The organism is Arcobacter sp. LA11, assembly GCF_001895145.1.
In the GTDB taxonomy this organism is placed as follows: domain Bacteria; phylum Campylobacterota; class Campylobacteria; order Campylobacterales; family Arcobacteraceae; genus Halarcobacter.
Genome location: NZ_BDIR01000010.1, coordinates 38,784 through 62,361, shown reverse-complemented (window position 1 = coordinate 62,361; position 23,578 = coordinate 38,784). Strand labels below are relative to the sequence as shown.

Annotated in this window: 23 protein-coding genes; 15 read left to right on the top strand and 8 right to left on the bottom strand. The window is 27.6% G+C overall.

What is annotated here, in order from left to right; translation table 11 throughout:
* Both infA and BT997_RS11480 read left to right on the top strand, forming a co-directional pair.
* Positions 1–219, top strand: coding sequence for a translation initiation factor IF-1 (gene infA / locus BT997_RS11485; RefSeq protein WP_072682044.1), 219 nt, complete (start codon positions 1–3; stop codon positions 217–219).
* 89 nt (positions 220–308) lie between these two features.
* Positions 309–1,565 carry a GGDEF domain-containing protein gene (locus tag BT997_RS11480; protein ID WP_072682043.1) on the top strand — a complete coding sequence of 419 codons (1,257 nt, stop codon included), beginning with the start codon at positions 309–311 and terminating at the stop codon, positions 1,563–1,565.
* A gap of 93 nt (positions 1,566–1,658) precedes the next feature.
* Here the strand turns inward: BT997_RS11480 and BT997_RS11475 are convergent, their stop codons facing one another.
* Positions 1,659–1,871, bottom strand: a complete 213-nt coding sequence (locus BT997_RS11475; protein ID WP_072682042.1) for a hypothetical protein — start codon at positions 1,869–1,871, stop codon at positions 1,659–1,661.
* Between the two features lie 124 nt (positions 1,872–1,995).
* Between BT997_RS11475 and BT997_RS11470 the strand changes: the two genes are divergently transcribed.
* From BT997_RS11470 to BT997_RS11430, 9 genes are all read left to right on the top strand, one after another.
* A complete protein-coding gene (locus tag BT997_RS11470) occupies positions 1,996–2,661 on the top strand; it encodes a uracil-DNA glycosylase (RefSeq protein WP_072682041.1) in 666 nt (221 codons plus the stop codon).
* Complete coding sequence (locus tag BT997_RS11465) at positions 2,658–3,767, top strand: hypothetical protein (protein ID WP_072682040.1); 1,110 nt, start codon at positions 2,658–2,660, stop codon at positions 3,765–3,767. The genes BT997_RS11470 and BT997_RS11465 overlap by 4 nt, the downstream gene beginning before the upstream one ends.
* Positions 3,768–3,834: 67 nt before the next feature.
* The gene (aspS, locus tag BT997_RS11460; protein ID WP_072682039.1) at positions 3,835–5,586 is read left to right on the top strand and encodes an aspartate--tRNA ligase; all 1,752 of its coding nucleotides are present in this window, start codon (positions 3,835–3,837) and stop codon (positions 5,584–5,586) included.
* A 23-nt stretch (positions 5,587–5,609) separates the two neighbouring features.
* The gene (locus BT997_RS11455) at positions 5,610–6,404 is read left to right on the top strand and encodes a metal ABC transporter solute-binding protein, Zn/Mn family (RefSeq protein WP_072682038.1); all 795 of its coding nucleotides are present in this window, start codon (positions 5,610–5,612) and stop codon (positions 6,402–6,404) included.
* 69 nt (positions 6,405–6,473) lie between these two features.
* On the top strand, positions 6,474–8,204 hold the full coding sequence (locus BT997_RS11450) for a YgiQ family radical SAM protein (RefSeq protein WP_072682037.1): 1,731 nt from the start codon (positions 6,474–6,476) through the stop codon (positions 8,202–8,204).
* A 14-nt stretch (positions 8,205–8,218) separates the two neighbouring features.
* On the top strand, positions 8,219–9,508 hold the full coding sequence (locus tag BT997_RS11445) for an adenosylmethionine--8-amino-7-oxononanoate transaminase (protein ID WP_072682036.1): 1,290 nt from the start codon (positions 8,219–8,221) through the stop codon (positions 9,506–9,508).
* 59 nt (positions 9,509–9,567) lie between these two features.
* Entirely contained in the window at positions 9,568–10,152 is a 585-nt protein-coding gene (locus BT997_RS11440) for an adenylate kinase (RefSeq protein WP_072682035.1), read from the top strand.
* A complete protein-coding gene (locus BT997_RS11435) occupies positions 10,153–10,887 on the top strand; it encodes a molybdopterin-binding protein (RefSeq protein ID WP_072682034.1) in 735 nt (244 codons plus the stop codon). It abuts the gene before it with no gap.
* 128 nt (positions 10,888–11,015) lie between these two features.
* Positions 11,016–13,676 (top strand): methyl-accepting chemotaxis protein, encoded by a 2,661-nt coding sequence (locus tag BT997_RS11430; protein ID WP_072682033.1) that lies wholly within the window; start codon positions 11,016–11,018, stop codon positions 13,674–13,676.
* Between the two features lie 16 nt (positions 13,677–13,692).
* Here BT997_RS11430 and BT997_RS11425 read toward each other — a convergent pair whose 3' ends face one another.
* From BT997_RS11425 to BT997_RS11410, 4 genes are read right to left on the bottom strand one after another with little or no spacing between them, the layout of a single operon-like run.
* Positions 13,693–14,355: a tetratricopeptide repeat protein gene (locus BT997_RS11425; protein WP_072682032.1), complete on the bottom strand. Its 663-nt coding sequence runs from the start codon at positions 14,353–14,355 to the stop codon at positions 13,693–13,695.
* Positions 14,352–15,374 carry an alanine racemase gene (locus tag BT997_RS11420; protein WP_072682031.1) on the bottom strand — a complete coding sequence of 341 codons (1,023 nt, stop codon included), beginning with the start codon at positions 15,372–15,374 and terminating at the stop codon, positions 14,352–14,354. Before BT997_RS11420 ends, BT997_RS11425 begins: the two co-directional genes overlap by 4 nt.
* 5 nt (positions 15,375–15,379) lie before the next feature.
* The gene (gene uvrC / locus BT997_RS11415; RefSeq protein ID WP_072682030.1) at positions 15,380–17,212 is read right to left on the bottom strand and encodes an excinuclease ABC subunit UvrC; all 1,833 of its coding nucleotides are present in this window, start codon (positions 17,210–17,212) and stop codon (positions 15,380–15,382) included.
* 58 nt (positions 17,213–17,270) lie between these two features.
* Entirely contained in the window at positions 17,271–17,669 is a 399-nt protein-coding gene (locus BT997_RS11410) for a hypothetical protein (RefSeq protein ID WP_072682029.1), read from the bottom strand.
* Between the two features lie 110 nt (positions 17,670–17,779).
* Here BT997_RS11410 and BT997_RS11405 point away from each other — a divergent pair, with 110 nt between their 5' ends.
* Positions 17,780–18,466: an SOS response-associated peptidase gene (locus BT997_RS11405; RefSeq protein ID WP_083568712.1), complete on the top strand. Its 687-nt coding sequence runs from the start codon at positions 17,780–17,782 to the stop codon at positions 18,464–18,466.
* A 4-nt stretch (positions 18,467–18,470) separates the two neighbouring features.
* Here the strand turns inward: BT997_RS11405 and BT997_RS11400 are convergent, their stop codons facing one another.
* A complete protein-coding gene (locus tag BT997_RS11400) occupies positions 18,471–18,953 on the bottom strand; it encodes a glutathione peroxidase (protein ID WP_072682091.1) in 483 nt (160 codons plus the stop codon).
* Positions 18,954–19,107: 154 nt separating this feature from the next.
* Here BT997_RS11400 and BT997_RS11395 point away from each other — a divergent pair, with 154 nt between their 5' ends.
* Both BT997_RS11395 and BT997_RS11390 read left to right on the top strand, forming a co-directional pair.
* The gene (locus BT997_RS11395; RefSeq protein WP_072682090.1) at positions 19,108–19,908 is read left to right on the top strand and encodes an AraC family transcriptional regulator; all 801 of its coding nucleotides are present in this window, start codon (positions 19,108–19,110) and stop codon (positions 19,906–19,908) included.
* 62 nt (positions 19,909–19,970) lie between these two features.
* Positions 19,971–20,579: a LysE family translocator gene (locus tag BT997_RS11390; protein WP_072682028.1), complete on the top strand. Its 609-nt coding sequence runs from the start codon at positions 19,971–19,973 to the stop codon at positions 20,577–20,579.
* A gap of 1 nt (position 20,580) precedes the next feature.
* Here BT997_RS11390 and BT997_RS11385 read toward each other — a convergent pair whose 3' ends face one another.
* Both BT997_RS11385 and BT997_RS11380 read right to left on the bottom strand, forming a co-directional pair.
* Positions 20,581–21,078: a SprT-like domain-containing protein gene (locus BT997_RS11385; protein ID WP_072682027.1), complete on the bottom strand. Its 498-nt coding sequence runs from the start codon at positions 21,076–21,078 to the stop codon at positions 20,581–20,583.
* Positions 21,079–21,089: 11 nt separating this feature from the next.
* Positions 21,090–21,581: a J domain-containing protein gene (locus BT997_RS11380; RefSeq protein WP_072682026.1), complete on the bottom strand. Its 492-nt coding sequence runs from the start codon at positions 21,579–21,581 to the stop codon at positions 21,090–21,092.
* A 186-nt stretch (positions 21,582–21,767) separates the two neighbouring features.
* On the opposite strand from BT997_RS11380, the gene BT997_RS11375 reads away from it, so the two are divergent.
* Positions 21,768–23,459 carry an L-lactate permease gene (locus tag BT997_RS11375; RefSeq protein WP_072682025.1) on the top strand — a complete coding sequence of 564 codons (1,692 nt, stop codon included), beginning with the start codon at positions 21,768–21,770 and terminating at the stop codon, positions 23,457–23,459.
* Positions 23,460–23,578: the final 119 nt, after the last annotated feature.

The following is a 23,578-nucleotide window of genomic DNA, read 5'->3' as shown; positions in this document are numbered from 1 at the left end:
GTGGCAAAAGATGATGTAATAGTAATTGACGGGAAAGTAATTGAAGCTTTACCAAATGCTATGTTTAGAGTTGAATTAGATAATGGTCATGTAGTACTATGTCATATCTCAGGAAAAATGAGAATGCACTACATTAAAATTTTACCAGGTGATAAAGTAAAAGTAGAAATTACTCCTTACTCACTTGATAAGGGTAGAATTACTCATAGATATAAATAATTATAAAGAGGTAATATAAAAATATATTATCTCTTCTTTCTTTTTTTTATGATATAATACACAAAATAACTTTTAAAGAGTGTATATATATGAAAGATATTACAGAAATAATTGAAACTACACTAAAAAACTTAGAAAAAAATAATACAATTTCAACTCCAATGAATTTTGAAAAAGAGTTTTACTCTATACTAAAAAAAACAGATTTAATTTTAGAAGAATATGTTGAACATGACGATATAATCGATTCTTTAAGTAATGATGAAAAAAGATTTTTTGAAAAAAATGATTTGTCTACTTTTAGAGATTTAGCAAAAATATTAAGCAATAGAATTACAGAATCAGAAATAAAAAAGTTTTTAAAAGATTTTTCATATTTCATTTCTCCTTCAATTAATAACGAAATAAAAAATGAAATAAATGAAGTTTCTTGCCAAATAGCAAATGAGCCAAATCACTTAATAAATAATGAAACAATTAGAAACTTAAGAAAGCTAACTGCACGTAGAATTAAAAGTGATAAGGCATTATTTAATGAAAAAACTGCTGATGTAAAAAAACTTATATTATTTTTAGGTGATCATTTTAAAAAAACATTAAAACAAAATTGTATTACTATAGAAGAAATTGTAGATATTAAAAATGATATAAATAGTCTTGAACTTTCAAATTCATCGAAAGATGACTTGAATAATTTACAAAATAAATTAATAAATGTAATGGAAAGATTTGAAAAAACTATAGAATTAAATAGAGAAGATATCATAAGTCGTCAAACTCAAAATGATTATTTATATGAACAGATTGAAGAGTTACAATGCAGTTTAAATAAGGCAGAAGAAGAAAAGTCTATTGATTATTTAACTGGTGTTCTAACAAGACGTGCTTATAACATTGAACTTGATAGGGTTGAAGAACATTTTAGAATTTTTGATTCTAATTATGCAATCATTTTTTACGATTTAGACCATTTCAAAAAAATAAATGATAATTATGGTCATGATTGTGGGGATTCTATACTTGCTACTTTTGCTTCAATTTTAAATAAATTAACACGTACTGAAGATATCATATCAAGATATGGTGGAGAAGAGTTTATCTCTTTAGTTCATTATAGTAATAAATTAGAAATTGAAAACTATTTAAAAAGAGTAAAGAATATTATCACTAATAACAGATTTGTTTATGGTGATGTAAAAATTAATGTGGAGTTTTGTGCAGGTGTCTCTTTTAGAGAAAATTATAGTTCTTATTCAGAGGCAGTAAAAAAAGCTGATAGTCTTCTTTATCAAGCAAAAAATGAAGGCCGTAATAAAATTGTTTTAGATACTAATCTTGTATTTTAATATGAAGTAATACAAACTTATGGAGCTTTATAACTAACTCAGCGCGCTTTTAAAAAGTGAATTAATTATTTGGCTCCATAACTTTGTATACTTTTATGATACTCTAGTTTTTGTTAAATCTATCTCGTTTTCAATAAATTGCTTTTGTGTAATCATAAAGTCTAAATGTTTTTTTAATAATTCTCTATCTTTATATGATTCAATAATAAACTCATAAAGTTTAGGTCTATTCTTCTTCCAGTTATGTAAAGTTGTTTTATTCACTTCTAAATCTGATTCTAATTTTCTAAAACTAGGTGCAGTCATTATGTTTCCTTTAAAAATTAAGTAATTGTACAAATATTTTGAACAAAAGTCAATATAATGATATAAATTTGTACAAATTAATGGGACAAATAATCTTAAAAGTAGTTTTTATGTACAATTCTTTATGACAAAAGCAGTAAAAAATAGAATTTTATATCAATTAAATTTTTTAAAAACAATTGGTTATGATTATCATTCAACGATAAAATTTACCAATAAAGAAGTTAGTAGTAATTCTTTACCTAATGATATGGAAGAGTTAAAAAATGTAGTTGAAAATTGTTATTTGTGTGAATTGTCAAAGAGTAGAAAAAATGTACTTTTTGGAGAAGGAAATTTAAATGCTTCATTAATGCTAATTGCTGATGAACCAACTGCAAGTGAAGATGAATTAAAAAGTTTTTATGTTGGTAAAACAGGTGAACAATTAGTGAAGATGATAGAAAATGTTTTACCTTTAAAAAAAGAGGATGTATACATAACAAATTTAGTAAAATGTAAAAGTTCAAATGGGATAAATGCTTCTGCTTACAATAGTTGTAGTACTTATTTACACAAACAAATTGAACTTGTAGAACCGAAACTAATAGTTACTTTTGGAGAAAAAGCTTATCAATATTTATGTAATGATAATACTTCTTTTAATAAAATAAGAGGACAAGTTATGCATTTTAAAGAATATCAAGTCGTACCAACACATAGCGTTAGCTATCTTCTTAGAAATCCATCTTCTAAAAAAGAGGCATTTTACGATATGTTAAAAATAAAATCAATTCTGGAGTTAAATTGAAAAATCTATTAATAATTTTGTTGTCTTTTTTTATTTTTGTAGGATGTGGACCTAAATCTGAAGTTGTTGTTCCTAAAGATTCTGTTGTTAAACCAAAAGATCCCATTGTTCAACCAATTCCTGTTATTATTGAACCTACACCTCAAGAACCTATTATTGAAGAAGTGCTTATTGAAGATGATAACTTAAATAGAATTGCTATTATTTATCCTTCTAGAATAGTAGGGAAATATGCTAAAAGTACAATCAGTACAATTAGTGCTTTTTTAATTTATAATGATCAGCCATTTCAAATTCAAACATTTGATACATATGATGAAAATCCAGATAATATCATAAGAGAATTAGTTGATTTAAATGAAAAAGGTTTTACAAAAGTAATTGCACTTTTTACTCAAAATGGTTTTGATATTTTAAATTCATTAGAAGAATCGAGACAAGCAAATATATATTTCCCTTTGATTAATAAAAATGAAATAGTAACAGAAAATGAGAATTTTATTTTTGGCGGTATATCTTATCAAGACCAATTAGCTTTACTTCAAAGTTTGTCAAATGGTAGAAATACAATGTTTTATAAAAAAGGTGGATATACAGAAAATAAATTAAAAGATATATATTTTAATACCTTTTCAAACACAGGGATTATAAAAGAGATACAAAGAAAACAGAATAATTACAGAAGTATTATGAAAGATAAAAGAATGGTAGGAAATACTATTTTATTAAATACTTATCCTGTAAAATCTGCAATAATTCTTTCTCAGTTAACAGCTTTTGAAATTTATCCAGCAAAAGTTTTATCAACACAAATTAATTATAATCCAATATTAGTAAAACTTACACAATCAAGGGATAGAAAAAATCTATATATTGCAAACTCTATTGGGAAAGTTGATGATTTTATAGAAGACTATACAAAACTTTTAGGTTCAGATATTACATATAATTGGGTTGACTATTCATCTTTAGTAGGGGTAAATTATCTTTTATATAACAATGAGTCAGAAATTATAAGAACTCAAGTAATTGATAATCAAGTTAACTATGAACCAACTTTATATAAAAGTACTTCTTATGGTTTTGAAGAAGTATTTTCAAATTAAAAAATTAAGTATCATTTAGATATAATCGCGAATAATTAATAAAAAAGAATAAAAGACGGAGTCAAATTTGAGAACGCATTATTGTACAGACGTAAACGAAAATAATATTGGTGAAACAGTTACTGTTGCTGGTTGGGTAAATAGTAGAAGAGACCATGGTGGAATTATTTTTATAGATTTAAGAGATAAGGGTGGAATTGTTCAACTTGTTGCAGATCCAGCTGATTGTAAAGAAGCATTAGAAGTAGCAGAAACTGTAAGAGATGAATTTGTTTTAATTGCAACTGGAAAAGTTAGAGCTAGAGGTGAAGGATTAGAAAATCCAAATTTAGCTACTGGTAAGATTGAAATTATTTTAGATAAGCTTGTAATTGAAAACAAATCTAAACCAATGCCTTTTGATTTGAATGATGAAAAAGTAAATGATGAGATTAAATTAAGAAATAGATTTTTAGAGTTAAGATCTGAAAAAATGTTTGATATTTTCCAATTAAGATCTAAAGCAGCTATTCAAGTAAGAAATACGCTTGATGATTTAGGTTTCTTAGATGTTGAAACTCCAATTTTAACTAAATCTACTCCAGAGGGAGCTAGAGATTATCTTGTGCCTTCAAGAGTTCATGGTGGTGAATTTTATGCACTTCCCCAATCTCCACAGTTATTTAAACAGTTACTAATGGTATCTGGATTTGATAAATATTTTCAAATTGCTAAATGTTTTAGAGATGAAGATTTAAGAGCTGATAGACAACCAGAATTTACTCAAATAGATGTTGAAATGTCATTTTGTGACCAAGAAGATGTAATTAAAGTAGCTGAAAAATTAATTTATGATGTATTTACTAAATGTGGTAAGCAAGTTCCAGAAACTTTCCCAAGAATGAGATACTGGGATGCAATGGAAACTTATGGTTCTGATAAACCAGATACTAGATTTGAAATGCCACTTGTTGATGTTATTGATATTTTTGCAAACTCAACAAATGAAATTTTTGCTTCTATAGCTAAAGATAAAAAGAACAATAGAATTAAAGCTCTTAAATGTCCAAATGGAGATAATATTTTCTCTAAAAGACAAATGAAAGGTTTTGAAGATTATGTAAGAAAATTTGGAGCTAAAGGTCTTGGTTACTTCCAAATGAAAGAAGATGGACTTAAAGGACCTCTTACAAAATTCTTCTCAGAAGCTGATTTAGAAGAGATTGTAAAAACTACTGAACTTGAACTTGGAGATGTTGTATTCTTTGGAGCTGGAGATAAGAAAACTGTATGGGATTATATGGGTAGATTTAGACTTTATCTTGCTGAGCAAATGGATATTATTCCTGCAGATGCATTTGAATTCTTATGGGTTGTTGATTTTCCAATGTTTGAAGTTGAAGATGGTAGAACAAAAGCACTTCACCATCCATTTACAATGCCAAAATCACTTGAAGATACATCTGATTTAGAAGCTATTGAATCTATTGCTTATGATATTGTTTTAAATGGTACTGAGCTTGGTGGTGGTTCAATCAGAATTCATAAAGAAGAGATTCAATCAAAAGTATTTGAACTTATGGGAATCTCTGATGAAGAAGCTAGAGAGAAATTTGGTTTCTTACTTGATGCACTTCAATATGGAGCACCTTCTCATGGTGGTTTTGCAATGGGACTTGATAGAATGATTATGTTACTAGCAGGAACAGATTCTATTAGAGATGTTATTGCTTTCCCTAAAACTCAAAAAGCTCAATGTTTATTAACAGCTGCACCAAGTGCTGTTGATGCTGAGCAATTAAAAGAATTAAGCTTAAGAATTAGAAAAGTAGAAGCTTAGTATTTTATGTAGAAAGTAATAATATGTTTAAAATCTTAACACTATTATTGCTTTCTATCTCTTTTTTATATTCAAAAACACATATTACAGTAACTCTTCCTGTTCAAAAATACTTTATTGAAAAGATTACAAAAAATGATTTTGTTATTCATGTAGTAGAAGATAGATATAAAGAGTTTGATAAAAAAAATAAAGATATTATTGAGCCTCTTGCTTATAGTAAAGTTTATTTTACTTTAGCTCTTGATAGAGAAAAAGAGTATATAGATATTCTTAAAGCAAAAAATAAGCACCTAAAAATTAAAGATTTAACAAGAGATATAAAAAAAGATTTTACAAATGGTGAAATAAATCCTTATATTTGGATAGATCCTTTAAAAGTAAGAGAGTTATCAAAGAATATTTTAAATGAGTTAATAAAACTTAAATCACATAGAAAAGAGTTCTTTCTTGAAAACTATAATACATTTTTAAATGAAATTGATGAAATGTTTTTATATATAAAAGGAAGACTAGATAAAAGTGAGTCTTATAATATCTTTGTATATGAACCTTATTGGCACTATTTTGCAAAAAGATTTAGATTAAATTTATATTATAGAGAAAATAGATACACAACTTTAGAAGAAGTTTCTTCAGTTATAAAGTTAGCAAAGAAACATGATATAAGAAAACTTATTATTGAAAAAGGCACTTCATATGAACAAGGAAGATCTCTTGTTAGTCATATAAATGCAAGTATCGTGGAGCATGATGTAAATGCTTACGAATGGCGGTCAAATCTATATTTTTTGACAAGAGAAATTACAAAGAAATAAACTAATCTAGATTTTATATATTAAGTTAACTTTCTTTTGGCAAAATTACAAAAAAATAAAAGAAGATAAATGTTTTTACCTACAACAAAAAAAGAGATGGATAGTCTTGGTTGGGAACAGTGCGATGTTATTCTTGTAAGTGGTGATGCTTATATTGATTCTCCATTTATTGGAGTTGCAACTGTTGGACGTATTTTAGAAAAATTTGGATATAAAGTTGGAATAATAGGTCAACCTGATATCGAAACTGATGATATAAAAAGACTAGGCGAACCAAAACTTTATTGGGGAGTTAGTGGCGGAAGTATTGATTCTATGGTCTCAAACTATACAGCTACTAAAAAATTTAGAAATACAGACGATTATACTCCAGGTGGAGTAAATGATAAAAGACCAGATAGAGCTACACTTGTTTATTCAAACTTAATTAGAAGACATTTTAAAGATACTGTTCCTATTGTTTTAGGTGGAATTGAAGCTAGTTTACGAAGAGTTACACATTATGATTATTGGAGTAATAAGCTAAGAAAACCAGTTTTATTTGATGCAAAAGCTGATTATTTGATTTATGGTATGGGTGAAATAGCAATTGAAGAGTTTACAAATGCTTTAAGAGATGGAACTGATCCAAAAGTTGTACGTGGAGTATCTTATATTTCTAAAGAGCCAAAAGAGGGGTATATCAAAATGCCTTCACATGCTGATTGTTTAGAAGACAAAGAAAAATATATTGATCTTTTTGATATCTTTTATGACAATAACGACCCTATATCGGCACGTGGAATATACCAACAAGTAGATTCTAGATATATGATTCAAAATCCGCCATGTGATTATTTAGATGAAAAAGAGATGGATGAAGTTGCTTCTTTACCATATACAAGGGAATTGCATCCTTATCATGTTCCCCAAGGGAAAGTTAAATGTTTAGAAACAATAAAATTCTCAGTTCAAACTCATCATGGCTGTTGGGGAGAGTGTAACTTTTGTGCAATTGGAGTACACCAAGGGCGAACAATACGTACAAGAAGTGAAAAAAATATTATAGAAGAAGCCAAAGAATTTACTAAGTATAAAGATTTTAAAGGAATTATTTCTGATGTAGGTGGACCTACTGCAAATATGTATGGTTATGAGTGTGGAAAAAAACTCAAGAAGGGAACTTGTGATGATATTAGATGTGTAGACTTTGATAGACTTTGTAAAGTTATGAAAGTTGACCATTCTAGACATCTTAAATTATTAAAAGATATAAGAGAAGTTCCTGGAGTTAAAAAAGCATTTGTGGCTTCTGGAATAAGATATGATTTTATAGCAGCAGATAAAAAACATGGTTATGATTATTTAAAACAATTAGTTAATCATCATATTTCTGGACAAATGAAAGTTGCACCTGAACATACTTCAGATAGAGTTTTAAAACTTATGGGAAAACCTGGGAAGCAACCACTTATAGAGTTTAAAAAGATGTATGATAGATTAAATAAAGAAGCTGGGAAAAAACAGTTTTTAACTTACTATCTAATTGCCGCACACCCTGGATGTGAAGAAAGAGATATGCATGAGTTAAAACAGTTTACTACTCATGAGTTAAAAATGAATCCAGAACAAGCTCAAGTTTTTACACCAACACCTAGTACATATTCAGCAGTAATGTACTATACAGAAATGGATCCAGTAACTAGAAAGAAAATCTTTGTTGAAAAAGATAGAGCTAGAAAAGAAAAACAGAAAAGTATTGTGATTGATAAAAAATATCATCAAAGAAGAAAATGTAGCTCTGCTGGAATGCAAAGTTAAGGAGAAAATATAAAATGACAAATGAAGAATTAATGAATGAGGATTTAAAACATATTTTTCATCCTTGTTCACAAATGAAAGATTATGAAACATTACCATTAATCCCAGTAAAAAAAGGGAAAGGTTCATATATATATGATTTTGATGGAAATGAGTTTTTAGATTGTATTAGTTCTTGGTGGGTTAATATTTTTGGACATAGTAATGATTTTATTAACCAAAGAATTAATGAACAGCTTCAAGATTTAGAGCATGTTATTTTTGCAGGTTTTACTCATAAGCCAGCTATTGATTTAGCTAGAAGATTAGTAAATATGACTGCTGAACCTTTACAAAAAATATTTTTTGCTGATAATGGTTCAAGTGCTATAGAAATATCTTTAAAAATGGCATTTCAATATTTTAAAAACAAAGGTGAAAGTAAACCTTTATTTGTTTCTTTAACAAATTCATATCATGGAGAAACTATGGGAGCCCTTGCTGTTTCTGATACAGGATTGTATAAAGATATTTATGAAGATATTTTAATTAAAACAATACATGCAAAATCTCCTGCTCTTTATGATGAAGATGAAGCTATAGATGATATGAGAAGAGTTTTAGAAGAAAATGCAGGAAAAGTAAACTCTGTAGTAATAGAACCACTTATTCAGTGTGCAGGTTCAATGAAAATGTATAATCCAAGTTATATTGCAAGGTTAAGAGATGTTTGTGATGAATTTGGAGTATTTTTAATAGCAGATGAAATTGCAGTAGGTTTTGGAAGGACTGGAACAATGTTTGCCCATGAACAAGCTGGAATTTCTCCTGATTTTCTTTGTCTTTCAAAGGGTATTACTGGTGGTTATATGCCTTTATCTGTTGTATTATTTACAGATGATATTTATAATGCATTTTATTGTGATTATAATGAAGGTAAATCATTTTTAGATTCACACTCTTATACTGGAAATACAATTGCTTGTGCAGTTGCAAATGCAGTTCTTGATATATTTGAAAATGAAAATATAATAGAAAAAAATCAAGAAAAAATTGAATTTATAAAAGAGCAAACAAAAAAATTTACTGCCTTAGATAATGTAACAGAAGTTAGACAAAGAGGAATGGTATGTGCAATAGAACTTCAAGGTTATGAATCAAATAGAAGAATTAACTTAGAAATTTTCCAAGCAGCCTTAAAAGAAGGGGTTTATATAAGACCTTTAGGTAATGTAATATATTTTATGCCGCCATATTGTTTTACAAAGGAACAACTATCTAAGATGATTGAAGTAACTTATGAAATAGTCTCATCAAAGTTATAAATGGACTTAGATATAATTCCATTTTTTAAATATATATAGTAATGATAAGGAAACAATAAATGAAAAAACTTTTTTTAATTATCGGAGCTCCTGGTTCAGGAAAAACTACTGATGCAGAGTTAATTGCAGCAAAACATGATAGTATTACTCATTACTCAACAGGTGATATGTTAAGAGCAGAAATAGCAAGTGGAAGCCAAAGAGGTCAAACTATTGATTCTTTTGTATCAAAAGGTAAGATAGTGCCAATAGAAATTGTAATCGAAACAATTGTAGGTGCTATTAAAAGTGCTCCAACTAATATTGTAGTAATTGACGGTTATCCAAGATCAATTGAACAAATGACTGAATTAGATAAATATTTAGAAAATGAGGCTGAAGTTTCATTAACAAATGTTATTGAAGTTGAAGTATCTCAAGATACTGCATTTCAAAGAGTTCTAGGTCGTGCAGCAGATGCAAAGGTTGTTAGAACTGATGATAATGAAGAAGTGTTTTTAAATAGAATGAAATTATATATTGAACCTTTATCAGAAATAAAAACATTCTATACTGAAAAAAATCTATTAAAAGTTATCTCTGGTGAAGGTACTATTGAAGAAATTGTATCTGAAATGGATATATTTATTCAATCAAGAGTTTAAATGAACTTTTATAGTGTTATTATTGGCACTGAACTTTTAAATGGGCGTCGTAAGGATGCTCATTTTGCTTTCTTAAATGAACAACTTCTTAAACGAGGTTGGACTCATAAAGCATCTTTTGTTATAGAAGATGATGTAGATTTAATGAAAAATATTTTTGAATTAATTCTTGCAGATAAAGATTCCGTTATGTTTTGTTTTGGAGGTATTGGTGCTACTCCTGATGATTATACAAGAAAAATTGCAGCTGAGGTATTTCGTAAAGGTAAAATGGAATTTCACCCAAAAGCAAAAGAATTAATAGAGAATCAATTTAAACAAGAAGCATATCCTCATCGAATAAATATGTCATATTTACCCACAAAGGCAAAACTTTTAAAAAATGTTGTAAACAATGTTCCTGGATTTTATTTAGATAATAGATTCTTTTTTACACCAGGTTTTCCATCTATGAGTCAATCAATGATAGTTGAAGCATTGGATAAATACTATTTAAAAAATGATATAAAAAAATATAGAAGTACATTAGTTGCTTCATGTGGTGAAAATGAATTAATAAATATAATGCAGACAATTCCCTATAATATAGAGCTTTCTTCCCTTCCTAGAATAAAAGGTGAAAAAAGAGAAGTAGAGGTTTCTTTACTATCAAAATCTAAAGAAGAAACAAATAAGTATTTTAAATTATTTCTTGATTACTTAATCAAGAATAATATCGAATATCTAGTAAAATAACTATTCATTCATAAAAATGTATATTTAATACCTTTCCATATCATTGACAAATAGGCTTAAATATTATATTATTATTTTAAGAATGAAAAAATAATAATTTTTATGAGAAAATTATTTTAGGATATGCAATGTTTAAAAATCTATCAATAAAGAGTAAATTAACAATACTCGTACTTTTACCGACACTATTTATTTTGTTTCTTGCATCTAGGTCAATTATTTCTGACTTTAGTAATGTAAATAAATTATCAGACTTAAAAAATGGAGTGACTTTATCTACAAAAATATCAGCTTTAGTTCATGAAACACAAAAAGAACGTGGTATGACAGCTGGGTATTTAGGAAGTAAAGGTAAGAAATTTGTAGATACCTTACCCAAACAAAGGGCTTTGACAAATACAAGATTAGAAGAATTGAATAAGTTCTTAACTAAAATTGATATAAAAAATATAAGTATAGATATGTCAAAATCTCTTGATTTGGCTATGAAGGATATCTCAAAAATCAAGGATATTAGAGCAAAAGTTACAAATCTAAGTTTACCTATTGGAAAAGCTTTAGGTTATTACACAAAGATGAATGCTAAATATTTAAATGTTGTTATTGAAATCTCTAAAATTTCTAATTCACCAAATGTAACTAAACAATTAGTAGCTTATTCAAATTTTTTACTTAGTAAAGAAAGAGCAGGAATTGAAAGAGCAGTTGGTACAAATACTTTAGCAAAAGATAAATTTGGTGAAGGTATGAGAATCAAATTTAGTAATTTAATCTCTTCGCAAAATTCTTTTATGAATAATTTTATAAGATATGCATCAACTGATGCTAAAAATTTTTATGAAAATACTTTAAAAGGAAAAGATGTAGATGAAGTAAATAGAATTAGAAATACTCTATTATTTTCAGCGAAAAAGCATGAAATAGTCTCTGAAATGAAAAATACATTAGGATATGGAGGATTAATCCATAATTATAAAAACTATGTAATAAATGGAACAGATAATTATTCAAAAAAAGTAAATGAATTTTATTCTAAATTATTAGTAGAAATTAAAAAATATAAATCTATTGAAAATTTATCACAGAAAGAAACTAAACTATTATCAGATTTAGAAAAAGTATTTACAACATATAATAATGGATTAGCAGAAATACTGACAGGAGTTGAAGAAGGTGTTTCTATTAAATCACTTGATAAAATTGTAAAAATTAATGACGAACCTGCAGTAAAAGCTTTAAATACTTTATCTAATAGTTTATTTAGTGATGAAGCAACATATTGGTTTCAAACAATAACAAAAAAGATTAATCTATTAAAGAAAATTGATGATTATTTAGCAAAAGAACTACTTGTGACGATTAATGAAGAGTATAAATCTTCAAATAGCAACTTTTATTTAGTATTGATATTTACTGTGTTGGCTGTTATCGGATTATTCATTTTATCTATGATTATGTTAAAAGGTATAAGTACTTCTCTTCATGATTTTAAAGATGGTTTATTAAACTTCTTTAAATATGTAAATAAAGAGAGTGATGATATTTTAGTACTTAAAGAATCAGGTGATGAAATAGGTGAAATGGCAAAAGCTGTTAATCAAAATATAAAGAAAGTAAAAACTGGTGTAGAAGAAGAAAAAATTGTCATCTCTAAAACAATCGAAGTTTTAAAAGAGTTTGAAGAAGGTGATTTATCCAAAAGAGTAAATATTTCTGTTGGTAATGAGGCATTAAATGAATTAACTTCATTGCTAGATAAAATGGGAGATAATTTAGAAAAAAATATTGATAATGTATTAAAAGTATTAGAAGAATACTCTTCATATAAATATTTAAATAAAGTTGAATCAACAAACTTGAAATCTCATTTAAAAAGATTAGGTTCAGGTGTAAATATGCTTGGTGATTCAATCACAGAAATGTTGATTTTAAATAAAAGAGCAGGATTAACTCTTGATTCATCTTCTGATGTTTTATTAAATAATGTAAAAACAATGAATCATTCTACAAATGAAGCTGCTGCTTCTTTAGAAGAAACATCTGCTGCACTTGAAGAGATTACAAGTACTATTGTTAGTAATAATGAATCAATAGCACTTATGACTAAATATGCTAAAGAATTAAATGGAAAAACTACATATGGACAGGAACAAGCTAATAAAACAATGAATTCTATGTCTGAGATAAATGAACAAGTAAGTGCAATAAATGATTCTATTGGTGTTATTGATCAAATTGCATTTCAGACAAATATCTTATCTCTTAATGCAGCAGTTGAAGCTGCTACAGCTGGTGAAGCAGGTAAAGGTTTTGCAGTTGTTGCTCAAGAAGTAAGAAACTTAGCAAGTAGAAGTGCAGAGGCTGCAAAAGAGATTAAAGATATTGTAGAAAATGCAAATGAAAAAGCTAATGATGGTAAAAATATTGCTGAGAATATGATAAAAGGTTATAGTGAATTAAATGAGAATATCACAAAAACAATTGGATTAATCACTGATGTTGAAACTTCTTCAAGAGAACAACAATCTGGAATAGAGCAAATAAATGATTCTGTTGCAAGACAAGATCAACAAACTCAACAGATTGCTAATGCTGCGAGCGAAACTTATGACATTGCAATTAGTACTTCTAATATCTCTAAAAAAATAGTTGAAAGAGCAAATGAAAAAGAGTTCCATGGTAAAGATGATATAGTTGATAGAAGAGAAAAAGATATCAATCCAAATTATGATGGTGCAGAAAAGAGAAGTTCAGAAAGAGAAATAAGAAAATTTCATAAAAATATGTAATTGATATTTTAAAAGATTAAGGTTTGGTATAAAAATTAAATTTCCAACCTTTGTCTTTTGCATATTTATTTAAATTATAATCTTTCCAAACCTTTTTGCATTTTTTATTTTCTTCTTCATAACCTTTTTTAGCAAATTGATGGGCTCTTCCAAAATTTGGAAATACACCTTTTCCACTTGCATACATAAAAGCTAGGTTACATTGCGCATCAACAAGCCCTTGTTTAGATGCTTTTTCAAAAAGATTTACAGCTTTTTTATAATCTGTTTCAACAACTATTCCATTTGCAAAAAATTGACCTATCATATTTTGAGCAGGAGCATAGTTTTCATTTGATGCTTTTATAAAAGTGTTAAATGCTTCAGTTAAATCATAATAAGGTGATTTTTTTGATAAATATAATTTACCTAGATAATATGTAGATTTATGATGATTTAATTTACTTGCTTTTTCTAATAGTTCTTTTGATTTTGAGAGATTCCGTTTTATATGTTTACCATTTGAATAAATTATTGCAAGTCTAAATATTGATTGTATATCATTCTGCTTTGCAAGAGTTTTATACATAGAAAGAGCTTTCATAACTCCATACTCTTCTTCTGCCTGTTTGGCATCATTAAAAGTCATTGCATTTAGACTACAAATTAATATAGTTGATACAATGATTTTTTTTATCATCGTATTTCTTTTGGGATATTTGGATTTAAAGTTGTTGTGATTTCATAAGTAATTGTATTTTGTAATTTTGCAAGTTCTTTTACATCATCAAAAATACAAACTTCATCATCATCACTGTTTATAGAAATGTTATCCATCGAAACTCTTCCTAAAATTTCATAGCCTTTAGGAGTTGTATATTTTTGTGTTCCATTTAGTCTTAAAAATCCATCTCCATATCCAAGATCATATGTAGAAATTTTCATATCATTTTTTGCTAAATATGTTCCACCGTATCCAACTTTTTGATTTTTTTTGATAGTTCTTGTTGCGATTTTATTTGCCCAAAGTGACATAACTGGTTTTAATTTTGGGTTAGAAAAAATTATATTTGTTTCTAAATACCCATATTGGGCAATACCTACTCTTACTAAGTCCTCATCAAAATTCTTAAACCTAAATAAACCTGATGAATTAGCAGAATGAAACTTAGGAATGGGTAAAAAAAGTTTTTCACATATTATTTTTGTTTCACTTTTCACCTGTTTAAAAACTGACCTTTGCCAAAAGAAGTCACATGAGAGCTCATCAGCACTTCTGTAGTGGGTTAGGATACCAGTTAAATTCAACTTTTTCTTGTAGATACCAAGAATAGCCTCTTCTAGAGTTTCTATAGAAATTCCATTTCGATGCATTCCTGTGTCCACTTTTAGGTGAACATTCGTATTTTCGGGTAACCTTTGAATATCTTCTAATGTATTAATAACAATGTGAAAAGAATGTGAATAAGTGTTTAAATTATTATCAGCTAGGATTAAGATTTGCCTAAAGAATGGCTCAATTTTTTTTGCTTCTTCTATTGTTCTTACTACAGCATTTTCTATTCCAAACTCATTTGCAAGCTTGGCAATCTCTAAAAGTCCATGACCATAAGCATTGTCTTTTAACACTACAGCAACTTTTTCTTTTGAACCAACATGTTCAGATATAATTTTTAAATTGTGAAAATAGTGTGATTTGTTTAAAACAATTTTTGCCAAAGATTTTAGCCTTCTAAATTTTTGAAATAATTAAGTAGAAGCATAGCATCTTTTTCGTTTAGGATTTCTTTCAGTTCTTTCAAATTTGCATTTTTTATATTGTCAAATGTTCCAAAATATAAAAGTAGTTTTTTAACTTTTGCTTCACCAATTCCTTTTATTTGTAAAAGTGAAATTTGAGTATCTTCTTTTCTTTTTTGTTTTTTGTGAAAAGTTATTGCAAATCTATGAGCTTCATCTCTAAGTCTTTGAATAAACTGTAGTCTTTTATCAGAAGGTAGAAGTTCAAGTTTTAATATTTCTCCAGCTCTTTCATAGAAAATTATATCTTTAGCGCTTCCTTTAGCCCTGTGAGCTTTAAAATCAAGTTTTTCTTTAGCTATTGCAACAATATCAAGATTTACTCCACATGAGTCTCTTATGTCTCGTGCTAGCTTCAATAAAGTCTCTCCTCCATCAATAACCCACATATCAGGAGCAGGGTTTTTTTCAAAACTTTCTACTCTTCTCATAAGTGTTTCTCTCATTTGTGCATATTCATCTTTTGCTTCAAGGTTATAATGTCTAAAATCAGATTTTACAAACTTTTCTTCCCATGTAACCATTGCTCCAACAGTTGCTTGTCCCATCATATGCGAATTGTCAAAACATTCAAATCTATTAGGAGTTTTTTCAAGATTGAATAATAGTTTTAAATCCTCATATAAAGAAGTTTCGGAACTTGTATTTTGAAGTCTTAATAATTCATCACAATTATTATGTGCAACTTGAATTATCTCTTTTTTCTTTCCTCTTTTAGGATTTAGAATACTGATACTTTTTGAAAACTTCTGTTTAATAAACTCTTCTATATCTCGCTTTTCTTCAATTTCATCTGCAATGAGTATTTCACTAGGAAGTAGGGGAAGTTCATTGTCATAATAGTTTACTATGGCTCTACTGTAGGCTTCATTTATATCTATATTTATATCATCTTTATTTTGTTTTATGTAGTTGTGATTACTTGAAGCTAGTTTCCCATCTCTAAAGAACATTCTTACAAGTACTGCTTTGTTATTTATAGCTTTGATTGCAAATAAATCTAAGTTTTCATTTGTTGCTAAATCCATACCCGTTTGGATTTGAGATTTTTTAATAGATTTGATTCTATCTCTTAGTTTCATAGCTTCTTCAAATCTAAAATCAGCACTATACTCTTCCATCTTGCTATTTAGTTTTGTAACTAATTTATTTTTATTGTAAATAAAACCTAAAGCTTCATCTACAAGTTTTGCATAATCCTCTTTAGTAATCTTCCCTTCACAAGGTGCATGACATTTATTTATTTGGTGAAAAAGACAAGCCTCTTTACCTTTTATACACGATTTTTTTTGTACAAGTGGTACTATTTCATATATAGAATCTAACATATCTCTAGCACCAATAGAATAGGGACCAAAATATTTAATGTTTTTTTCTTTTAAAACTTTTCGCGTGATTTCAAGTCTTGGAAAATCTTCATTTAGATTTATATAAATATATGGATATGTTTTATCGTCCCTAAGTAAGATATTGTATTTGGGTTTAAGTTGTTTGATTAAAGAGTTTTCTAAAATTAGAGCATCGTGCTCATTTGGTACAACAATCCATTCTAAAGATTCTACTTCTGTAATCATCTTATAAATACGAGGACTAAGTTTATCTGCTGGAAGTAATTTTGGTGTAAATTTAAAATAAGATTTTACACGGTTTTTTAAAACCTTAGCTTTTCCAATATAAAGTAAATGACCATCTTTATCAAAGTATTGATAAACACCAGCGTCATTTGGTAATTGTTTTAGTTTTTCTTCCAAATTCATTTTGGAATTTTATCAAAATATTCTTTTTTAAACCTTTTTTAATTTAATAATCTAAAGGTTAATAAAGTGATGCATTTGGAATTTTTAATTCTTGCCTTAATCTTTCTCTTACTAGTTCGGTTAATCTTTTAAAATGAATATTCGTATCTGGAATATTATTAATCTCTATAGAATCTATAAGTTTATGGAATAAATCTATTTCATCTTTTAATCCATATAATTGGAAATTAATTCTTGCTTCAATGATTTTTTTATTTAAATTCTTATCCTCTTTAAATGGATTAAGAGAAGATGACATTGAAATAAAAACGGGAAGAAATGAATGTAGCATTTCAAGTCTATAATTTAACCTTTTTTTAGTTATTTCATGTCTTCTATTAAGTTCGTTATTAATAAACCATCCTAAAATAATTATTAATGTTGATATAATAAACTGATATTCTTTTATAATTTCCATCATGTTCCTTTTATTATTTTAAGCATTATATATAAACTAAAATAAAATTTGAAAATATTAAATTTTTTAATAGTTTTTTTTGATAGAATACAAAAAAACTTAGGAAGAATATGCCCGGAAGATTAGCAGTTTATGATGATAAAACTTTTAAGATTGATGTAAAAGATTTAATAAAAAATGATATGATTGGAGAACTAAATCCAAGATATAATATTGCTCCAACTATTCCTATCCCCGCTTTATTAAACAATGGCAATTACTTATATGCTCATTTTGGATATTTACCTTCTTGGGCTAAAAATAAAAAGTCTATGAATATAAATGCCAGAAGTGAATCAATCTTTGAGAAGATGACTTTTAGAGATTCTTTTAAATCTAGGCGATGTATTATTCCTATAAATGGTTTTTATGAATGGGAAGTTGAAGATAAGGAAAAGACTCCTTTCTTTGTTCGTGATATGAAAAATGATTATATGGCACTTGCAGGTATTTGGGATGAATGGTTTGATATTGAATTAAATATGAAAATAGTTACTGTGGCACTTATTACTTGTGATGCAAATGAAAAATTAGGGAAAATCCACCATCGTATGCCTATAGTTTTAGATAAAAAAGATTTTAGCACTTGGCTTTATAGCCAAAAGATAAAAGAAGTAAATGAACTTTTTAAAATCTATCCAAGTGAAAAACTTGATTTGTATGAAGTTACGAATGAAGTAAACAAAGTATTGTTTGATGAAGCTTCTTGTATAGAAAAAATAAAAAAAGAACCAGTAGGGCAGTTGGCCCTTTTTTAAACTTTTACAGACCTAGAAGTCTTTTTATCTCTGGCTCTATCTCTTTTGGTTTTGTTATTGAACCATATCTATCTATAACTTTTCCATATGGGTCTATTAGAAATTTAGTAAAGTTCCATTTGATATTTTTTGTTCCTAATATTCCACTAGCTTCACTTTTTAGATGTTTATATAAAGGAATTTCCTTTTCTCCATTTACATCAACTTTTGCAAACATATCAAAACTTACGCCATAGGTGAGTTGACAAAACTCTTTTATATCTTTATTTGATCCTGGCTCTTGATTTGAAAATTGATTTGATGGAAATCCTAAAATCATAAAATCCTTATCTTTGTATTTATCATATAGTTTTTCTAAACCTTCATACTGTGGGGTAAATCCACATTTACTAGCTACATTTACTATTAAAAGAACTTTTCCTTTATATTTTGATAAAGATATATCTTCTCCATCAATATTTTTTACTGTAAAATCGTAAATACTCATTTCTTTTTCCTTTGTAAATGATGAGGTTAGAAGAAGTGAAAAAATTAATAAAATTTTGTACAACATTCTTTATCCTTATAAAATATTTTTTAACTTTATAAATATAGCAAATTTTTACAATATAAAAAATTTAATTTTTAGTATACTTATAATTATGCAGAAATCTAAAATACTAAAACTTAAAAATATAGGTAGTATTCAACTACTTGAAGCCTCTTTTACAAATCATAGTTTTAATAAACACTTCCATGAAGAGTTCTGTTTTGGTGTGATTCAATCAGGGAAATTAGATTTTAACTATAGAGGTGAAAAAGTATCAGCGAATAAAGGTGTAATAAATCTATGTAATCCTGGTGAAGTTCATGATGGTTTTACAAAAGATGGCTGGGCTTATAAAATGTTTTATGTTGATACAAAACTTATGAGGGAACTTAGTTCTAGTATTAGTGGTAAAAAAAATGATATTCCTTTTTTTAAAGATGGAGTTATTGAAGATGAGGATTTAGCTAAAAGAATAGAAGAACTTCATACTATTATGTTTGATGAATACTCTTTTACAATAGAAAAAGAAGAGATGTTTTTAAGTGTTGTTACACAGTTTATAAAAAAACATGCGGATAGTTTTATTCCTATAGAAAAATTATATAAAAGTAAAGAGGTTATTAAAAAATCACTCGAATATATAAATGATAACTTATCTTCAGAACTTACCGTTTCTTCTCTTAGCGAGCTTGCAAATCTTAGCTTGTATTACTTTATTCGAGTTTTTAAAGAAGAGCTTGGACTTACTCCAAAAGAATATATTCTTCAGCAAAGAGTTAAAAAAGTAAAAGAGCTAATTTTAAAAGGTTTACCTTTGAGTTTTATTGCATTGGAGTGTGGTTTTTATGATCAAAGTCATATGATAAAATATTTTAAAGCTTACACGGGATTAAATCCATCATTTTATAAATAACAACTTTTTACAATACAAAGAAATCTATTTATTTTATACTATTAAAAAATATAGGAAAATAGATGATAACTTTAGACTTTCTAATCACTTCTTTAATCATAGTACTTATACCAGGAACAGGAGTAGTTTTTACGATTAGTATTGCACTTTTTAAAAGTAAACATGAAAGTATTATGGCAGCTTTAGGCTGTACTATTGGAATATTACCTCATTTGATTATTTCAATGTTTTCTCTTTTAGCATTATTTAGTTTAGATAGTATTTTTTTTAATATAGTAAAGTATTTAGGAATATCATATTTGATTTATCTTTCCTTTTTACTTTTTTCTGATAAAGGGATATTAAAAATAGAAAATAAAAATATATCATCAAATAGCTATGAAATAGTATTAAAAGCAATTATGATAAATCTTTTAAACCCTAAGTTATCTATCTTCTTTTTATCTTTTTTACCTCAATTTATATCTTTAAATACAAACTCTTTGATTTTGGATATCTTAGTTTTAAGTTTGATATTTATGTTAATGACTTTTATTGTATTTGTGATGTACGCTATTTTTGCAAGTAGTATGAAAAATAAATTATTTAATTCAAAAGAAAAGTTAGAACTTGTTCAAAAAGTATTTGCTGTTATTTTTGCTGTCTTTGCATTTAAGTTAGCTTTTTTTTAGTTTAAAAAAAGTTTGTTTTTCCAATGATTATATCATCAATGTTGACAAATCTATCACATCTAAGACCATTTAAAGATTTACAAATATTTTGCCACTCTTTTGTATGTCCACCTTTTTGATTTGTTGTATTACCCTTTACAAACATTAAAGCATGAGCATATTCATGGGGAAGGACATCATCAATCATATATTCAAGACTCTCTTGAAAATATTTTTTATTTAGAAATATTTGAATTTGGCCACTCTTTGAGAAAGTTGCTGCGCCATAAAGTTTTGATGGCATTTTATCTGAAACTGTTACAGGAATTTTTCTTTTTATATTGAACTTTTGATATGTGAGAATTTCTAATTCTTTGTGTTTTTTATTAATCTTTTCTACAATATTTTGATTTAGAGGATTATTTTTAAATTGGTAATTCTTATACCAACTATAAACTAGAAATAAAGTTCCTAATATAACAACTATAATAAAAAATATTTTTAATTTTTTTAAAAACATAAAAGCTATTCCTAGTTAGGATAAGCTTGTAGTAAAACATCTTTATAATGATTTAATTGTTGCATTAGTTCATCCCCGTGGTCATTTATATCTGGATGATATTTTCTTGCAAGTTCTTTATATTTTTTCTTGATTTCATCTTTTGTTGGATCACTTGTAAATCCAAAAAATTCCTTTGCTTTACTTACTTCTCCAAAATTTGCAGCACCATGTTGGAAATTGCCTTGTCTAAATTGTTGTTCAAAATCATTAAAGTTAAAATTCCCATGTGTTCCTTGGCCTGCTTGTCCAAAATCTTGCCCATTGAAAGTAAACTTAAATCCGTTTGGATTACCTTGTTTAAGCTTTTTCTTAAATTGACTAATAACATAATAAATGATAGCTATGATTACAAATAATATAATTAAAAATGTTCCAAAATTAGTAAAGATTAGATAGAGTATTCCAAAAAATATACCCCATTTGATTAAACTACTAATAATAAATGACAATTCTCTTCCCATATTTTATAAAGCCTTAAAATTTTAGTTTGATATTATAATATTTTATCTTAAATTATAAGCTTTTATTGTGTAGCTTTTGTGAGTAAATTTTGGTCATATGATAAAAACGCTATGCTAATGCTACTTTTATCATGCGAATATCATTTCTTTTTTTTATCATTACAACATCGAAAGAAGGAGAATATTATGGAAGTAGGTACACAAGCATTTTTTGCTGCACTACCAATCTTAGTTGCAGCTGTACTTCTAGTTGGTTTTAGATTACCAGCTAAAAAAGCGATGCCCGTTGTTTATATCGTAACAAGTTTAGTGGCATTATACGTTTGGGAGGTAACTTTTAATAGAGTTTTAGCCTCAACTTTTCAAGGTCTATTAATCACTGTGGCAGTATTATGGATTATTTTTGGTGCAATATTACTGTTAAATACGCTTAAACACTCTGGTGCTATAAAAGTTATTAGAGAAGGGTTTAACAATGTAAGTCCTGATAGAAGAGTTCAGGTTATTATTATTGCATGGTTATTTGGTTCATTTATTGAAGGTGCATCTGGATTTGGTACGCCTGCAGCTATTGCAGCTCCACTTATGGTAGCAATTGGTTTCCCAGCTATGGCAGCAGTTATGATTGGTATGATGATTCAATCAACTCCTGTATCATTTGGTGCTGTTGGTACACCAATCTTAATTGGTGTAAATAAAGGTTTAGACTCTGAAGGTATCGCAGCAACTTTACAATCAATTGGTTCTAGTTGGGATGTATATTTACAAATCATTACATCTGAAGTAGCAGTTGTTCATGCAATTACGGGAACACTTATTCCTCTATTTATGATTATGATGATGACTAGATTCTTTGGTAAAAATAAATCTTGGACTGAAGGTTTATCAATCTTACCATTTGCTATTTTTGGTGGTTTAGCATTTACTATCCCTTATGCTTTAACAGGTATTTATTTAGGTGCAGAGTTCCCATCACTTATTGGTGCATTAGTTGGTCTTCCAATTGTTACATTAGCAGCAAAAAAAGGTTTCTTAATTCCTAAAAATACTTGGGATTTTGCTCCAAAAGAAGAATGGCCAGTACATTGGGTATCAAAATTTGAATTAAAATTAGATGCAATGAGTGCAAAAGTTCCAATGTCTTTAACAAAAGCATGGATACCTTATGTATTAGTTGCTGTTATTTTAGTATTAACAAGAGTATCTGACGAAGCTAAGGCATTTGTTAAGTCTTGGGTTATTCCATTTAAAGATATTTTAGGTGAAGGTTTAGGATATTCTATTACGCCACTTTACTTACCAGGTGGTATCTTAGCATTTGTTGTAATTATTACTTACTTCCTACATAGAATGGAATTTAAAGAGATGAAAGAAGCTATTTCTGAATCTTCAAAAGTTATGTTAGGTGCTGGTTTTGTACTTATCTTTACTATTCCATTAGTAAGAATCCTTATTAACTCAGGAGTTAATGAAGCTGGATTTGATTCTATGCCTGTTGCTATGGCAAACTTTGTTGCTACATCAGTTGGTGAAATTTATCCATTATTTGCTCCAATGGTTGGTGCACTTGGTGCATTTATTGCTGGATCTAACACAGTTTCAAATATGATGTTATCTCAATTCCAGTATGGTGTTGCAGATGCACTTACAATTTCTACTGCATTTATGGTTGCACTTCAAGCAGTTGGAGCAGCAGCTGGTAACATGATTGCAATTCATAATGTTGTTGCGGCATCAGCTACTGTTGGTTTATTAGACCAAGAGGGTGAAACATTAAGAAGAACAGTAATCCCTACAATTTATTATTGTTTAATTGCTGGTATCTTAGGTTTAATTGGTATGTATACATTAGGATTAACAGATCCATTAATGAAATAATATCAACAAAAGAGGAAGAGTATTCTTCCTCTTTTAAACAATTAATTCTTCAAGTTTTTTAACTTTTATTTTCTCTTAAAACAGTACAATTCTTATAAATATTTTTATTAATCAAAAGT

Coding starts and splice junctions, on each gene's coding strand:
- BT997_RS11425 (WP_072682032.1), bottom strand. CDS start 14,355: ATGATAAAAAAAATCATTGTATCAACTATATTAATTTGTAGTCTAAAT.
- BT997_RS11440 (WP_072682035.1), top strand. CDS start 9,568: ATGAAAAAACTTTTTTTAATTATCGGAGCTCCTGGTTCAGGAAAAACT.
- BT997_RS11450 (WP_072682037.1), top strand. CDS start 6,474: ATGTTTTTACCTACAACAAAAAAAGAGATGGATAGTCTTGGTTGGGAA.
- BT997_RS11455 (WP_072682038.1), top strand. CDS start 5,610: ATGTTTAAAATCTTAACACTATTATTGCTTTCTATCTCTTTTTTATAT.
- BT997_RS11400 (WP_072682091.1), bottom strand. CDS start 18,953: ATGAGTATTTACGATTTTACAGTAAAAAATATTGATGGAGAAGATATA.
- BT997_RS11380 (WP_072682026.1), bottom strand. CDS start 21,581: ATGGGAAGAGAATTGTCATTTATTATTAGTAGTTTAATCAAATGGGGT.
- BT997_RS11375 (WP_072682025.1), top strand. CDS start 21,768: ATGGAAGTAGGTACACAAGCATTTTTTGCTGCACTACCAATCTTAGTT.
- BT997_RS11445 (WP_072682036.1), top strand. CDS start 8,219: ATGACAAATGAAGAATTAATGAATGAGGATTTAAAACATATTTTTCAT.
- BT997_RS11430 (WP_072682033.1), top strand. CDS start 11,016: ATGTTTAAAAATCTATCAATAAAGAGTAAATTAACAATACTCGTACTT.
- BT997_RS11385 (WP_072682027.1), bottom strand. CDS start 21,078: ATGTTTTTAAAAAAATTAAAAATATTTTTTATTATAGTTGTTATATTA.
- uvrC (WP_072682030.1), bottom strand. CDS start 17,212: ATGAATTTGGAAGAAAAACTAAAACAATTACCAAATGACGCTGGTGTT.
- BT997_RS11470 (WP_072682041.1), top strand. CDS start 1,996: ATGACAAAAGCAGTAAAAAATAGAATTTTATATCAATTAAATTTTTTA.
- BT997_RS11395 (WP_072682090.1), top strand. CDS start 19,108: ATGCAGAAATCTAAAATACTAAAACTTAAAAATATAGGTAGTATTCAA.
- BT997_RS11475 (WP_072682042.1), bottom strand. CDS start 1,871: ATGACTGCACCTAGTTTTAGAAAATTAGAATCAGATTTAGAAGTGAAT.
- BT997_RS11480 (WP_072682043.1), top strand. CDS start 309: ATGAAAGATATTACAGAAATAATTGAAACTACACTAAAAAACTTAGAA.
- BT997_RS11435 (WP_072682034.1), top strand. CDS start 10,153: ATGAACTTTTATAGTGTTATTATTGGCACTGAACTTTTAAATGGGCGT.
- BT997_RS11410 (WP_072682029.1), bottom strand. CDS start 17,669: ATGGAAATTATAAAAGAATATCAGTTTATTATATCAACATTAATAATT.
- BT997_RS11390 (WP_072682028.1), top strand. CDS start 19,971: ATGATAACTTTAGACTTTCTAATCACTTCTTTAATCATAGTACTTATA.
- BT997_RS11405 (WP_083568712.1), top strand. CDS start 17,780: ATGCCCGGAAGATTAGCAGTTTATGATGATAAAACTTTTAAGATTGAT.